16 protein-coding genes and 1 pseudogene are annotated in these 14,170 nt (G+C 33.6%); 6 read left to right on the top strand and 11 right to left on the bottom strand.

Annotation, left to right across the window (positions count from 1 at the left end; all coding sequences use genetic code 11):
- Positions 1-26 precede the first annotated feature (26 nt).
- From GB234_RS04570 to groL, 3 genes are all read left to right on the top strand, one after another.
- On the top strand, positions 27-713 hold the full coding sequence (locus tag GB234_RS04570; RefSeq protein ID WP_151893331.1) for a hypothetical protein: 687 nt from the start codon (positions 27-29) through the stop codon (positions 711-713).
- Positions 714-937: 224 nt separating this feature from the next.
- Positions 938-1,213 carry a co-chaperone GroES gene (locus tag GB234_RS04565; RefSeq protein ID WP_151893330.1) on the top strand — a complete coding sequence of 92 codons (276 nt, stop codon included), beginning with the start codon at positions 938-940 and terminating at the stop codon, positions 1,211-1,213.
- Positions 1,214-1,351: 138 nt separating this feature from the next.
- Positions 1,352-2,980 (top strand): chaperonin GroEL, encoded by a 1,629-nt coding sequence (gene groL, locus GB234_RS04560; protein WP_151893329.1) that lies wholly within the window; start codon positions 1,352-1,354, stop codon positions 2,978-2,980.
- A gap of 78 nt (positions 2,981-3,058) precedes the next feature.
- Here groL and GB234_RS04555 read toward each other — a convergent pair whose 3' ends face one another.
- From GB234_RS04555 to xrtF, 10 genes are all read right to left on the bottom strand, one after another.
- Positions 3,059-3,379 (bottom strand): four-helix bundle copper-binding protein, encoded by a 321-nt coding sequence (locus GB234_RS04555; RefSeq protein ID WP_151893328.1) that lies wholly within the window; start codon positions 3,377-3,379, stop codon positions 3,059-3,061.
- A gap of 93 nt (positions 3,380-3,472) precedes the next feature.
- Entirely contained in the window at positions 3,473-3,685 is a 213-nt protein-coding gene (locus GB234_RS04550) for a hypothetical protein (RefSeq protein ID WP_151893327.1), read from the bottom strand.
- Between the two features lie 612 nt (positions 3,686-4,297).
- The gene (locus tag GB234_RS04545) at positions 4,298-4,651 is read right to left on the bottom strand and encodes a heavy-metal-associated domain-containing protein (RefSeq protein WP_151893326.1); all 354 of its coding nucleotides are present in this window, start codon (positions 4,649-4,651) and stop codon (positions 4,298-4,300) included.
- 80 nt (positions 4,652-4,731) lie between these two features.
- Positions 4,732-6,966: a TonB-dependent receptor plug domain-containing protein gene (locus GB234_RS04540; protein ID WP_151893325.1), complete on the bottom strand. Its 2,235-nt coding sequence runs from the start codon at positions 6,964-6,966 to the stop codon at positions 4,732-4,734.
- Positions 6,966-7,721 carry a heavy-metal-associated domain-containing protein gene (locus GB234_RS04535; RefSeq protein ID WP_151893324.1) on the bottom strand — a complete coding sequence of 252 codons (756 nt, stop codon included), beginning with the start codon at positions 7,719-7,721 and terminating at the stop codon, positions 6,966-6,968. Before GB234_RS04535 ends, GB234_RS04540 begins: the two co-directional genes overlap by 1 nt.
- A 3-nt stretch (positions 7,722-7,724) precedes the next feature.
- Positions 7,725-8,267, bottom strand: coding sequence for a multicopper oxidase domain-containing protein (locus GB234_RS15170; RefSeq protein WP_151893323.1), 543 nt, complete (start codon positions 8,265-8,267; stop codon positions 7,725-7,727).
- A gap of 73 nt (positions 8,268-8,340) precedes the next feature.
- On the bottom strand, positions 8,341-8,751 hold the full coding sequence (locus tag GB234_RS04525) for an HYC_CC_PP family protein (protein ID WP_151893322.1): 411 nt from the start codon (positions 8,749-8,751) through the stop codon (positions 8,341-8,343).
- Between the two features lie 45 nt (positions 8,752-8,796).
- The gene (locus GB234_RS04520) at positions 8,797-9,339 is read right to left on the bottom strand and encodes a DUF3347 domain-containing protein (protein ID WP_151893321.1); all 543 of its coding nucleotides are present in this window, start codon (positions 9,337-9,339) and stop codon (positions 8,797-8,799) included.
- A 35-nt stretch (positions 9,340-9,374) separates the two neighbouring features.
- Entirely contained in the window at positions 9,375-9,806 is a 432-nt protein-coding gene (locus GB234_RS04515) for an exosortase F system-associated membrane protein (RefSeq protein WP_151893320.1), read from the bottom strand.
- Entirely contained in the window at positions 9,803-10,348 is a 546-nt protein-coding gene (gene xrtF, locus GB234_RS04510; RefSeq protein ID WP_151893319.1) for an exosortase family protein XrtF, read from the bottom strand. Before xrtF ends, GB234_RS04515 begins: the two co-directional genes overlap by 4 nt.
- A gap of 86 nt (positions 10,349-10,434) precedes the next feature.
- Between xrtF and GB234_RS04505 the strand changes: the two genes are divergently transcribed.
- Positions 10,435-10,890: an XrtF-associated fRMsr-like GAF protein gene (locus GB234_RS04505; RefSeq protein WP_151893318.1), complete on the top strand. Its 456-nt coding sequence runs from the start codon at positions 10,435-10,437 to the stop codon at positions 10,888-10,890.
- Positions 10,891-10,926: 36 nt separating this feature from the next.
- Positions 10,927-11,121: pseudogene (locus GB234_RS15340) on the top strand (CAP domain-containing protein); the annotation flags it as partial.
- Between the two features lie 28 nt (positions 11,122-11,149).
- Here the strand turns inward: GB234_RS15340 and GB234_RS04495 are convergent.
- On the bottom strand, positions 11,150-12,406 hold the full coding sequence (locus GB234_RS04495) for an ABC transporter permease (RefSeq protein ID WP_151893317.1): 1,257 nt from the start codon (positions 12,404-12,406) through the stop codon (positions 11,150-11,152).
- A 222-nt stretch (positions 12,407-12,628) separates the two neighbouring features.
- Here GB234_RS04495 and purH point away from each other — a divergent pair, with 222 nt between their 5' ends.
- Positions 12,629-14,161 (top strand): bifunctional phosphoribosylaminoimidazolecarboxamide formyltransferase/IMP cyclohydrolase, encoded by a 1,533-nt coding sequence (purH, locus tag GB234_RS04490; RefSeq protein ID WP_151893316.1) that lies wholly within the window; start codon positions 12,629-12,631, stop codon positions 14,159-14,161.
- Positions 14,162-14,170: the final 9 nt, after the last annotated feature.

The following is a 14,170-nucleotide window of genomic DNA, read 5'->3' as shown; positions in this document are numbered from 1 at the left end:
TAATCATAATAACAATAGATTAGGATATGAGAATTTCAACTAAATATTTAGTCTTGTGTATATTGTTCTTCGCTACAATAGCATGTGAAACCGATGATAACAGTGATGGCATTAAAGAACCGTATTACCAATTTACGAGTGACGATGAAGAGCTAATTATAAAATTTGATTACGCACCAAATCAAATCATCACGTACAAAAATCAAGATGGCGATGAATTAAATTTTAAAGTTATTCTTAATGAAAGAAAGATTGCTATCAATACTACTAGGGGAACTTTTGCTGGAGGCGGCGGTAGTTTTTTAAATCATTACGACAGTAAAATTATCAGATTTGAAATTTTAGAAAATAATAACTATCAAGAAGAGGGATTAGTAAATTATATTTTTTCTAAAAATGACGACTTTTTCAATTATGGCATCAATTTACCTATATGGAATAAAGCATCATTTATTTTTATGGATGAACTTGCAAATGACACTAATATTCCTAGCTCAGCCATTTCAAATTTTAATCAAACTCAATTGACAGTTAATAATCATCAATTTAATAAAGTCATTATTATAGAGTCTGGTAGTAATGAAATATATGACAATTTTCAATATGGCACACTCATTAAAAATGTTAACAAAATTTACTATGACTATGACTTTGGTATTATAAAATTTGAAAATATAAATGGAGACGTATGGGAAGTTATTTATCCCGAATAAATTGTCTCACTAAGATAACTATTATATAAAGCACAAAAACTTTAATTTATCTAACTTAGTAAAATGCCAGCTTAATGACAAGCTGGCATTTTTTGTTCCGGTTAAGTTTATAAATTGGCATAATTGGGGCATTGGCATACTTTCTGCCTATTAAGCAACAGACTAATTAATAATAATATTAATAGATTTCCGCCTATGCGGAAACTTTAAAACAAGTTTATAAAATGGCATTAAAAATTCAACCTCTTTCAGACAGAGTAGTCGTAGAACCACAAGCGGCCGAAACAAAAACCGCATCTGGATTATATATACCAGATAGCGCAAAAGAAAAACCTCAACAAGGTAAAGTTGCAGCAGTGGGAGCTGGAAAAGAAGATCATAAAATGACTGTTAAAGTTGGCGACACTGTACTTTATGGAAAGTATTCAGGTACTGAGCTTAAACTTGATGGTAAAGATTACCTAATTATGCGTGAGGACGATATTCTTGCAATTATTTAGCTTTTAAAAATCAACAAAATTTATAGTTAAGGATGTTTAGCTAAACTAAGTTAAAACCTCCTTTAAACTCTAAGATTAAAATTAATTTATTAAACAAAATTCTCGCACACGCGAGAATGACAAAATTAAAATTTTGACATGGCAAAAGATATAAAATTTGATATTGAAGCACGTGACGGTATTAAGCGCGGTGTGGATGCATTAGCAAACGCTGTTAAAGTAACATTAGGCCCTAAAGGTCGAAATGTAATTATAAGTAAATCATTTGGAGCACCTGTAGTAACAAAGGATGGTGTATCTGTAGCAAAAGAGATTGAGTTAGAAGATGCCCTAGAAAATATGGGAGCTCAAATGGTAAAAGAAGTAGCAAGTAAGACCAATGACCTTGCAGGTGACGGTACTACAACTGCAACAGTTTTAGCGCAAGCAATCGTTAAAGAAGGTTTAAAAAATGTTGCTGCAGGAGCAAACCCAATGGATCTCAAAAGAGGTATTGACAAAGCTGTTGAAGCAATTGTTAAAAACCTTGAAAAACAAACTACAAAAGTTGGAAACTCTAGCGAGATGATTAAGCAAGTTGCATCTATTTCTGCTAATAATGATGAGCAAATAGGAGACTTAATTGCTAAGGCTTTTGGAAAAGTAGGAAAAGAGGGAGTTATCACTGTTGAAGAAGCTAAAGGAACTGAAACATATGTGGACGTTGTAGAAGGTATGCAATTTGACCGTGGATTTTTATCTCCGTATTTTGTTACTGATAGCGAAAAAATGCAAACAGAATTAGAGAACCCAATGATCTTGTTGTATGACAAAAAGATATCATCAATGAAAGATTTGATGCCTATTCTTGAGCCAGTAGCACAGCAAGGAAAGTCACTACTCATTATTGCAGAAGACGTTGATGGAGAAGCTTTAGCAACGTTAGTAATAAATAAAATGCGTGGTTCTTTAAAAATTGCAGCGGTAAAAGCACCAGGCTTTGGTGACCGTAGAAAAGCAATGTTAGAAGATATTGCAATCTTAACTGGCGGTACAGTAATCAGTGAAGAAAGAGGTTTTACTCTAGAAAATGCTACTATCGAAATGCTAGGTACTGCCGAAACGGTAACTATTGATAAAGACAATACTACGATTGTAAATGGTGCTGGTAAAAAGGCTGACATTCAAGCACGAGTGGGTCAAATAAAAGCACAAATTGAATCTACAACGAGTGACTATGATAAAGAAAAATTGCAAGAAAGATTAGCTAAATTAGCTGGTGGTGTAGCAGTACTTTATGTAGGTGCAGCGAGTGAGGTTGAAATGAAAGAAAAGAAAGACCGCGTTGACGATGCTCTTCACGCAACTAGAGCTGCGGTTGAAGAAGGTATTGTTGCTGGTGGTGGTGTTGCTTTAGTGCGTGCAAAAAGCGTTTTAAGCAAAATCACAACAGACCATTTAGACGAAACTACAGGAGTACAAATTGTAGCAAGAGCTATTGAGTCTCCATTACGTACCATAGTTGAAAATGCAGGTGGCGAAGGGAGTGTTGTAGTAAGCAAAGTGCTTGAGGGGAAGAAAAATTTTGGGTATGATGCTAAAAGCGAGAGCTATGTAGATATGCTAAAAGCAGGTATTATAGACCCTAAGAAAGTAACGCGTATAGCACTTGAAAATGCAGCATCAGTGGCAGGAATGATATTAACTACAGAATGCGCATTAATTGATATTAAGGAAGATAGTCCCGCAATGCCTCCTATGGGCGGAGGAATGCCTGGAATGATGTAATTCTTAACATTTTACAACAAAAAAGCACTCATTATGTATTAATAATAATGAGTGCTTTTAATTTATAAATATAATTGTTTAAGCTAAATAAGCTTTACAGGCTTTAATGCATTTACGACAAGATGCTGCACAATCTTGACAATGTTTATGATCGTGTTTTTCGCAAGTGGCAAGACAATCTTCACAAACCGAAATACAATATGCAACTAAGCCTTCTACATTTTTATAATTGGTTGCTAAAATTTGACTAAGTGAACTGCATACTTCTGCACATACTCTATCAGTCCTAATGCAATCGCGCATCATAGCTACATCTTTTTCATCAAGACAAGCATCTGCACAATAATTACAGTGATTAATACAATTTCCTAAGGCTGAAATAAGTTCTGAATTTCTCATAATTTTTGTTTTAATCCAAATTACTAAGTAATGCTCAAATAGTATCTCAATAAAAGGCTAAATTATATTTACGATTTCTTAAAATGAAAATAGTTAATCCTTTTTAGGCCCAAATATTCTAAACAAACTTACTCCCACTAAGGTCAAAACTACGGGCCAGATTACAAATAAATCTGTTCGTATAACATCAACTCCGTTATCCGGTTGGTAAGATAACCATTGCTGGACATAAAACTCCCAGACAATAGCTGCAACAATTACAGCAACAGTAATAATATAAAGCAATATTTTAGGTGATAATTTCATCCTATAAAAATACAAAAACCATCCCAATACATTGAGATGGTTTTCTTTTATCCTTTGTTGTAAAAATACACCTAGTGCATTACAACGGGAAGTTCTATTTCATGAACTTCAATATCAAATTACTTCTTTTTTGAAGCAGTCTGAGTACTCTTTGCAGGAGCTTTTTTAGGAGCTGGCTTTGCTTGAGGTTTACCGTTTGACTTTTGTGTTGCCATAGTAAATAATTATTTAAAAATTAAGTGTAATTGAAATTCGCCTAGCGCATTCAACTTTTTGGAGTTTCGTTTTGTCTACTAACTCCACTTTCAAATTACTTCTTCTTTGAAGTAGCCTGAGTACCTTTTGCAGGAGCTTTTTTAGGAGCTGGTTTTGCTTGAGGTTTACTGTTTGACTTTTGTGTTGCCATACTTTGTATGCATTAAAAAACTAAGTAAATATAATTATTAAACATTCATTATTGTTCTCGACTTAACTATGTTTTAACTAAAAAAAAGTGTTAAAAATTATCAAACAAGCGGACTCTTAAAACTCTAATTAAAAGACCTAAAAATATTATTATTCAAAATGCCGCTAATCTCTTAGCGGCATTTTTGAATTTAATTAGTTATTTAATTATTGATGATCCTTTTGAACATCTTCATCTCTATAAAGACAGCAAGGGTGTACACTATTATAAGCTTCATCTGTAGCTTTAATAACTTTAGTATCATGACCCACATCTGCAACGCTCTGTTGAATAGTCTCCAAAGTAGTTTTGCGTTCATCATAAATAAGACTCAATTCTTTAGTCTCAACGTTCCACACGGCGCTTTTTACACCTTTAGTTTTTACACTTGCAGTTTCTATACGCTTTTTACACATACCGCAAACACCATCCACCCATACGGTAGAACGTGCGTTTTTATCTTGAGCAAAAACTGTTGCTCCCATAAATAATACCGTACAAATAATTAATAATTTTTTCATCTTTATTTTATTTTTAATGTTATTCTGAAATGTGACAACAATATAATTTACTCAATTACAGCACATTTCTGAAATTAAATTTAGTTTATTCTATAACGTAATCCTGCATAGTAATTGCTTCCAAAAATTGGACCATAAACAAATGTAGTGTCAAAATTTGAACCAAAAGGATTTTCAGAGTCAATAATTGGTGTATCTTGGGTTTCATTTGTAAAATTTTCGGCGCCTGCATAAACTTCAAATCTTGGAGAAAAAACCCTTGTAATTTGAGCATTAAATGTACCAATAGATGGGGAATATTCTGGTAGTCTCAATTCTTCTGGATTACCTATTGTAGAAGAATATCGTTGTTTGCCTAGCCAATTATAAGTTACATCAAATTTCCAGTGTTGTCCTTTACTTTTCACATTTGTTTCATACCCAAGGTTTGCAAAAATACGATGGCTTGGCGTCAATGGTCTTTCTAACTTTCCAGAATTATACTCAGTCTGCACATCATAATATTTGTACGCTGTTCTTAAATCAAGTCGTTCAGCTAGTGTGTAATTCAACTCCATTTGAAAGCTATTTGCAAAACTTTCCCCTTCTAAATTATAAAACCTAATTTGATTAACATCTTCCCAATCAACAACTACTTGATTTTGAAAATCAGTGCGATAAAAATCAAAGGTTACATCTCCTTTTTGTCCTAGAAAATTAAACCCTTGTAAAAAAGAAACACCGTAATTCCAAGCAATTTCTGGGTCAAGCCCATAAATATCTCCTCCATTATTTACAATTGAAATTGCCCTACTCGTAGAAAACAAGCCTAAATTTTCAGTAAAAATATTTGCACTTCTTTTTCCACGACCTATCGATCCTCTTAAAGCAGCTTTATCCCAAGGTGTGTAGCGCGCATGTAATCTAGGAGTCACAAAGGTCCCTAACAAATTATGAGTATCCAGACGCAAACCAGCAGTCAATGTTAAATCTTCTAAATCATCATAAGAGTATTCAAAAAAAGCACCAACAGATTGTTCAACTCTATCATATTCTGTCGTCTCTACCAGTTCTTGGTAATCATCATATGTTACGCTCAAACCTGTTTTAAATTTGTGTCGAGAATCACTAATAATAGAACTAAAAAGCGCATTTGCATACAAACTACTATGTTCAATATTATAGTCCCGCAATCCAAAATACGAATCTTGTTTATGGTTGCTGTATGCAAGTTGTAATCCCATACTTTGATATGGAATATCTGGAAAAACATACCCTAATTTTAACGTCGCTCCATACTTTTCTGTTGCAATTTCACCTCCCCAAAAGTTAGTTCCATTTCTGTCCCTTTCTGGGACAAAACCTGTCTGCCCTATTTGTTTATCATCTTTTAAATAGTTGAAATTGATAAAACTTACAAGTCCAGTTTCAGGATTCGCATATTGCCAGCGGTTCATTACATTAATCTGCTCCATCAAAGGAGCATCTAAAAATCCATCATCGTTACGGTCATTTTTCTTTCCTCTAAAATTTCTATGAGCATACACCCCGGTACTCCATTTATCATCAATTTTTGCGTTGTAATGAGCATTCAGTTCTAATCGCCCGTTCAATGCCTCGTAGGCATTAACAAAAATGTGATCATCTGTAGAAGGCTTTACAAGCTCTGCGTTTATTTGACCTCCTATGCTTTCAAAACCATTTGTTACACTACCAGCTCCTTTTGTAATTTGAATACTTTCCACCCAAGTACCAGGAATAAAACTCAAACCAAAAGCCTGCCCAGCCCCTCGAATAGAAGGTATGTTCTCTGTAGTTATTAATGTATAAGGACTTGTCAATCCTAACATTTTAATTTTTCGAGTTCCTGTAATTGCATCAGCAAAATTTACATCAATCGATGGATTTGTCTCAAAACTCTCACTCAAATTGCAACAAGCAGCTTTTAATAACTCTGCGCTACTCACATTAATTACGTTTTCAGCTTTCAAAAAAGAACGTGATGTTGCTTGATTGCGAGATTTAATTACTACCTCATCAAGTGTCCCTTTTGATTGTAAGACGTGACGCATTTTTTTGGGTCCCGCAATAGTTAAAGTGTCTGTTTCATACCCCACATAACTAATAACCAACGTTGAATACTCTGCTTTATACGGGAGGGAAAATAACCCATCAAAATCTGTTACCGTTCCTACTCCAGCATCAAGCCAGTAAACATTAACGCTAGGTAACGGTCGCTCTATGTTTCCATCCATTCCAAGAATAACCCCTTCAACTTTTTCTTGTGAGATTCCTAAAAACGGTACAATTAATAGTATATATATTAGCTTTTTCATTATAAATATATTTTAGTAATCATAATTATAGCCATTACAATCATAATGGTATTTTCAATAAAGGTAGCTTCGGTCATTGGCAGTTTCAATACAGTACCTAAACAAGCACATTGAATCGTTTTTTTGCTCATCAAAGATCGCGTCACTCCTATTGTTGTTATTCCTATAATGATAATTGTCACTATTAAAACAATGGGAATTTGAATACGACTTAAAAACATAAATCCTAAAATCAATTCAATAAAAGGATAAACTTTTCCATATTCAGGAACTGCTTTTGCAAGTGGATCATACATGCTAAATGATTGTGCAAACCCTCTCAAATTAAAAAATTTAAAGAGGCTAAAAATGAAGAAGAAAATCCCCATAAAGTCTAGCATTACTGCAGAAATATTAAATCCATTATAATTAAGTGCTGCTGTTATCAAAACAATACAACCAAAAATCAAAAACAATGGTTTTAACTGCTCTAGTTTTGTTTGCGTTTCATTATTTGAAGTATTAAATATGTTTTGTTTGTCTCCTATTTCGGCATTGCCTACTTGTTTTACACTGACTTCAGAAATTGTATATTTTGAAGGCAACGCCTGTCTAAAAGTTGTGGTTACAATGTGTTGATTCATAGAAATTTCGGCTCTGCCACTTTCTAAATTCACCTCAACATCTGTAACGTCATCGACAGCTCGCAGTGTTTTTTCTACAGAAGCCTTGCAACCATTGCAGGTCATTCCTGTTATATTATATGTGTGTTTCATATTCTAGTTATTATTTTCAATTCTCTCAATAGCCGCTTTCATTTGAGCTATCTCTTTTTCTTGTGCTTTTATAATTTCTTTTGATAATTTAATGACTTCGGGGTCTTTTAAATTTACATTATTGCTCACCAAAATTGCTGAAGAATGATGAGGGATCATAGCTTTCATATATTGAATATCACTAATAGGTTTTTGTGCTCTCAACCCATAAAGTGTAGCTCCTGGCTTAATGGGTGGTGTAGTCAAATAAGGCACACCGTCTTGAAAATTGGGTAATAATAATCCATGCCAATGAACAGAGGTTTCTACATCCATCGTGTTTTTTACATGAATTACAGCCTGTTCTCCCTCTGTAAATTCTAAGACGGGTCCTGGGATTGTACCATTAACGGTCATTCCCATCACGTCTTTTCCAGTAATATTTGTTTTATTTTTTGCTATTTCTAGCTTGTACTCTCTTACTGTTTTTATAGTAGTCTCTTCTTGCGCTTGCAAAAAGTTAGCGAATAACAGCAAGACAATTATAATAATTGAATTGTTTTTCATTCTATATTTGATTTTAATATATAACACTATACTCCCATTAGCGAATGGAAGTTATTTTAGCACTATTTTAAAATCAAATTAAAAAGGTTTCATAAAGTACAGGGATGTCCTTTATAAGTGGTGGTGGCAAATATGCCCTATAAGTAGTAGTTTTACTATTCGCAGTTAGCGATAAATCAAGAACAAATATTGTAGTAAATGCGGCTACAAAATGGGTGTTTATAATTTGCTTTTCGTTTAGGTCTAAACGATTAAATTCATCATCAACACCTAATGACTCATACTCATTATCGCAACAATCATGATCTTTTGCTCCTTCGCTATCACAATCTGAATGTACATCCATTCCACATGATAAATCAGCAACTCCATAGGTAATTTTCTCCATCATTTTATACTCACCACAAAAGTGTTGCGCAAGCATAACACCACTATTGCTAGCAAGCAATAAAAAGGTGAGAAGTATGGAAATTATTTTTTTCAAATGAAATATTATTGTCTAATAATAAGAATTACAAAAATACTTGTTTTATTTTATCTCAGCATCAACGCGACCACATTTAAGCATTTTATCACCAAAATAAGGGTTACGAATTTCTTTTGAATCACTCAACCAAGAAGCACCTTTATTGCCAAAAGCCATTGGACAATATTGCTTGTAAAGTGAACCGCTTGCGATGTTTCCTGTGACCAATTTCTCAACTGCTGTGCTAACCGCTTCAAATCTTTTGCGTTGATTTTCTATGTCTGTTAATTTTGAAATTTCGGAAACGTTATTAACAACAGCTTCATTAGCTTCTACTTTTTTTAAAGATATAGATAAATCAACCGCAGCGTTTGAGGCAATGTTTGCATCTGTATTTACTAGCGCTACACGTAATGCGTTGTAAGCATCATATACTACTGCTATTTTGGGGTCATTAAAAGTTACTGTCGTGGGTTTTAAAACTTCCTGAACTTTTGCTGCACCAGTCTCTACCATTTTTACTTCTGGCTCAGCTGTTTTTGAATCTTTACATGAAAAAATTACTGTTGCAATTAATGCTAATAAAAAAAGTTTTGAAAATTTCATTTTTGTCAAATTTTGGACCACAAATATACAAAATTTTAAGACGTCGTGATTTTCTGAAAATAAAAAGCAGGTAATAATATAAGCAAGAAAATAGGCTGGATTAAAAACCTACGAGTATAAAACAATAGCATGTGTGGCGCTTCCGCAGAAAATTTCAGAAGTAAAAAAAACATTATTAATAATATAACTAATAAGACACCGTAAAGCATCGCAGAAAATTTAACAACTGAAACCTTTTTAAAAACAACCCACAATATTGCGAGCGATATAACCGTATTCATTAAAAAGCGAAACACCGTAAATACAATTAATTTTATGGTATGTATCTGCGGCAAAGATTGTGTTGTATGGTCTGTTTTAAAAAAAAGCAATAGCGGGTCATAAAAAAGATTATTCTCAAAGGTGCGAATACAGATGAGTAAAAAAGCAAGTACTACGATAGAAAAAATATTGAGAGCTTGTGTCATACAATAGGTTTTTTTTTAATCATGCGAATCCAAAGCATCCATAGCAGGAATACCATTCCATATATTATTCCTGGAAATATTACCCCATGCAAGATGGATTCATACTCAGGAAATTTATATAATGCAACTGCTAAAATAGCAATACGAATAATATTGACCGTATAAATTAATATACTTCCGGCTAGAATAAAGAGCAACGTTTTTTTTATTTTTTGAGCAAATGCAATAACAAATGAGATAAATAAAACTATAATACTCATTGCGTTACAACCTTCTATAATATTTGCAAGATAGTTCCCCTCTACGATTAATTTCATTTGTGGTTTAGCATCGTGAGCGACGACTTGGGCATTGCAACCTGTATTATTAATTAGCCAACTGCTCTGCGTTGCAACTAGATTAGTAATAAAATCTGGCGTGTTGCTATTGTGTGCGGCATATTTTAAATAACGACCATATAAGAGGCTCAATAACAAATAAGTCCCAAAAAAAAGTGCGACAAACTTAATAACTGGCTTATATTTTGTAATTAATTTTTTCAATATGAGACTATGATTTTAACAAAAATACATCATTTGTAATTGGTGTATATTATCACTTTGAAATACTTTTGCCTAAAAAAATTACGATGTCATTTAAAAATCTAAAACAACAAGCCGCCCTTATTTTTGCTAACGAAAAAGCAACCGCAGAGATTAAAATGGAGCAAATTTGCGAACTACTTCGTAATGAAGTACCTTATTATGATTGGGTAGGTTTTTACTTTGCAAATCATGATGCTAAAACTTTACACTTGGGGGCTTATGCTGGTGAAGAAACTGACCACACTGTTATTCCCTTCGGAAAAGGGATATGTGGACAGGTCGCAGTATCTAATGAAAATTTTGTAGTGCCAGATGTTAAAGCACAGGATAATTATATTGCATGTAGTATTACCGTAAAGGCTGAAATTGTTGTTCCTATTTTTAAAAATGGGGTTAACATAGGTCAAATAGACATTGACTCTAACACAGCAGACCCTTTTTCTAAAGAAGATGAAGTTTTCCTACAGTGGATTTGTGAGGGGGTTGCTAAAATCTGCTAATTTCTTTCACAAGACACACATAAAGATGGATGGAGGAAAAATGAAAAGGTAAATTATAACACTATTACTGGAAAATGCTTTGCAAATAAAATTTGTGGTCATTATACTCAAATTGTTTGGCGAAAAACCACACAAGTGGGTTGTGGCGTAAGCATAGACGCTAACGGTCAATATGTTCTCGTTTGTAATTATGCTCCGCAAGGTAATTTTAGTGGTGAGCGTGCATTTTGACTTTTAAGTATTAAAACTTAACAGATTTTTACATTCCAGTTCTAATTGCCTCAACAGGATCTAATTTAGACGCTGAAATTGCAGGAAGAATTCCGGCAGTCAATCCTATAATTGCTGATATTACTGTTCCAAAAATCATATTACTAGCCGAAAGAACAAAATCAAAATCTCCAGTCATTGAAGATGCGAGTAAGCTAACAATGTAAACAAGTACTAGTCCTATCAAACCTCCTATAACCGCTAAAATTACAGCCTCAAATAAAAATTGGAATAGTATAAATTTATTCTTCGCTCCTAATGATTTTTGAATCCCAATAAGGTTAGTTCGTTCTTTTACACTCACAAACATTATGTTAGCAATCCCAAAACCCCCAACAAGCAAAGAAAATCCACTAATAACACCACCTATGATACTCATTTGGCCAGTAATATTGTCTATAATATCTGCAATACCTTGAAACTGATTAACAAAAAAATTATCTGTTTCTTCTGCACGGAGCCCACGCAAGTTTCTTAGTTTTTGACTAATCATTGCCATAAAACCAGCATCATCAATATTTTTATTTGGCTTAATAGTTATCTGTGGAAATACTGCTTTGCTATTATCACCATATACACGTCGAGCAACATTTACAGACACTAAAGCAGCTGTATCTTTTGAACCTCCTCCAAGTGCATTTCCTTCCTTTTTAAGCACGCCAATTACTGTAAATTTCCTACCATATAAACGCACTTTTTTACCCATGCTAGCTCCTGGAGAACCAAAAAGATTTTTTGCAATCTCATCACCTAATATTAAAACTGGAGCACCACCATTAGATTCAGATTCGGTAAAAAAACGTCCTTGCTCTAACTTTAATGTTTCAATCTCAGGATACTCATAACTTACCGCAGCTATATTTACACTTGATACAGTGTTATCCTCATATTTTAAAGTTTCGGTAGGAACATTTAACACAAAACAAACCGCTTTTGCATCTGGCAAAGAACGTTTTAATGCTTCGTACTCACTATAACTTACATCAGGAAATTGCTGCCATTTCCATCGTGGAATATCTGTTGAGGTAAATGGAAAACGCATTACAATAATTGTACTGTTGTCAATACCGCTTAAACTTCCTTCAATCTCTTGTTTTAATGAATCTACCGCAGCGAGTACAGCAATGATGGAAAATATTCCAATAGTAACACCGAGCAATGACAAAAACGTTCGTAATTTGTTATTAACAAGGGCACTTAAGGCAAAATTAAAACTCTCTTTTAATACGCGAAGGTATATTAGCATTTTCTGGTAATTTTTTGCAATAAAACAACGCTTAAAACTGATGTTTCTTCATTTCAGAATTAAGCTTCTATAAAGTTATGAAAAGTGAGACGCTTTCTGTTAACAATTGTTACAAAAAAGACATTCATTTACCTATTTTTGAGCCTTTAAAATTTTAAAGCCAATCAGTTTCTCTTCGGAAATGTATTTTAATCATTTCTATAATGGACATTATAATTTATCATGAGCGATATCAAAAAAATCAAATCAGCACTAATTTCAGTATTTCATAAAGATGGACTTGCTCCAATTGTCAAAAAACTTGACGAACTTGGCGTAACCATGTATTCAACTGGTGGTACTGAAAAATTTATTAAAGATCTTGGCATTAAAGTCATTCCTGTAGAAGATGTGACTGATTACCCTTCAATTTTAGGAGGTCGTGTAAAGACATTACACCCTAAAGTTTTTGGAGGCATTTTAAATCGTCAAGATAATGAAAGTGATGTTGAAGAAATGGGAAAATTTAATATTCCCCAATTAGATGTTGTAATTGTTGATTTATATCCCTTTGAGAAAACAGTTGCCTCTGGTGCCGCTGAACAAGATATTATTGAAAAAATTGATATTGGTGGAATTTCATTAATTCGCGCTGCTGCAAAGAACTTTAAGGATACAATTTGCGTTTCTTCAATGGAAGATTACAGCGAATTTTTAGATGTAATTTCGGAAGACGACGGAAATGTTTCATTAGCGACTAGAAAACAATTTGCGGCAAAATCTTTTAATGTTTCATCTCATTACGACTCAGCTATTTTCAATTACTTTAATACAGATCACAGTATTCCAGCTCTTAAAATTTCAGAAACACAAGCACAAATTTTGCGCTATGGAGAAAACCCACATCAAAAAGGGTTTTTCTTTGGTGATTTTGATGCTATGTTTGATAAACTTCATGGAAAAGAGTTAAGTTATAACAACTTGCTAGATGTTGACGCGGCTGTAAGCTTAATGAATGAATTTGAAGGGGACGCACCTACATTTGCTGTGTTAAAACATAATAATGCGTGTGGTTTAGCACAACGTACAACAGTGCTTCAAGCGTATTTAGATGCATTAGCGGGTGACCCAACCTCTGCGTTTGGTGGTGTTTTAATTTCAAATGTTGAAATAGATGCAGATTGTGCAAAAGAGATTCATAAATTATTTTGTGAGGTAGTTATTGCACCAAGTTTTTCTACAGAAGCCGAAACAACACTCAAAGGAAAAAAGAACCGAATTTTACTAGTAAAGAAAAAAACAAAATTAGCAGAAACTACTGTTAGAACATGTTTAAATGGTGTGCTTGTTCAAGACCGCAATAATATTACTGACTCTCTTGAGGATTTAACCTACGCAACGCACAATAAACCTAATGATGAAGAGTTAAATGACTTATTGTTTGCATCAAAAATTTGCAAGCACACAAAGTCAAATACAATTGTACTCGTTAAAAACGGTCAATTATGCGCGAGTGGAACTGGACAAACATCTAGAGTTGACGCTCTAAATCAAGCAATTATTAAAGCAAAAAACTTCAATTTTGACCTTAATGGAGCGGTAATGGCAAGTGATGCATTTTTCCCTTTTCCAGATTGTGTAGAAATTGCCGATAATGCTGGAATTAAAAGTGTAATACAGCCAGGAGGTTCTATAAAAGACCAGTTAAGTATTGATTATTGCAATGAAAATAATATTGCGATGGTATTTACGGGAACCCGCCATTTTAAGCATTAATTTTTAGTA

This window comes from Patiriisocius marinistellae (genome assembly GCF_009014635.1).
In the GTDB taxonomy this organism is placed as follows: domain Bacteria; phylum Bacteroidota; class Bacteroidia; order Flavobacteriales; family Flavobacteriaceae; genus Patiriisocius; species Patiriisocius marinistellae.
This window is presented reverse-complemented; position numbering and strand designations above follow the sequence as displayed.

Coding starts and splice junctions, on each gene's coding strand:
- GB234_RS04545 (WP_151893326.1), bottom strand. CDS start 4,651: ATGAAAAAATTATTAATTATTTGTACGGTATTATTTATGGGAGCAACA.
- GB234_RS04535 (WP_151893324.1), bottom strand. CDS start 7,721: ATGAAACACACATATAATATAACAGGAATGACCTGCAATGGTTGCAAG.
- GB234_RS04565 (WP_151893330.1), top strand. CDS start 938: ATGGCATTAAAAATTCAACCTCTTTCAGACAGAGTAGTCGTAGAACCA.
- GB234_RS04570 (WP_151893331.1), top strand. CDS start 27: ATGAGAATTTCAACTAAATATTTAGTCTTGTGTATATTGTTCTTCGCT.
- GB234_RS04555 (WP_151893328.1), bottom strand. CDS start 3,379: ATGAGAAATTCAGAACTTATTTCAGCCTTAGGAAATTGTATTAATCAC.
- GB234_RS04540 (WP_151893325.1), bottom strand. CDS start 6,966: ATGAAAAAGCTAATATATATACTATTAATTGTACCGTTTTTAGGAATC.
- GB234_RS04505 (WP_151893318.1), top strand. CDS start 10,435: ATGTCATTTAAAAATCTAAAACAACAAGCCGCCCTTATTTTTGCTAAC.
- GB234_RS04495 (WP_151893317.1), bottom strand. CDS start 12,406: ATGCTAATATACCTTCGCGTATTAAAAGAGAGTTTTAATTTTGCCTTA.
- purH (WP_151893316.1), top strand. CDS start 12,629: ATGAGCGATATCAAAAAAATCAAATCAGCACTAATTTCAGTATTTCAT.
- GB234_RS15170 (WP_151893323.1), bottom strand. CDS start 8,267: ATGAAAAACAATTCAATTATTATAATTGTCTTGCTGTTATTCGCTAAC.
- GB234_RS04515 (WP_151893320.1), bottom strand. CDS start 9,806: ATGACACAAGCTCTCAATATTTTTTCTATCGTAGTACTTGCTTTTTTA.
- GB234_RS04520 (WP_151893321.1), bottom strand. CDS start 9,339: ATGAAATTTTCAAAACTTTTTTTATTAGCATTAATTGCAACAGTAATT.
- groL (WP_151893329.1), top strand. CDS start 1,352: ATGGCAAAAGATATAAAATTTGATATTGAAGCACGTGACGGTATTAAG.
- GB234_RS04550 (WP_151893327.1), bottom strand. CDS start 3,685: ATGAAATTATCACCTAAAATATTGCTTTATATTATTACTGTTGCTGTA.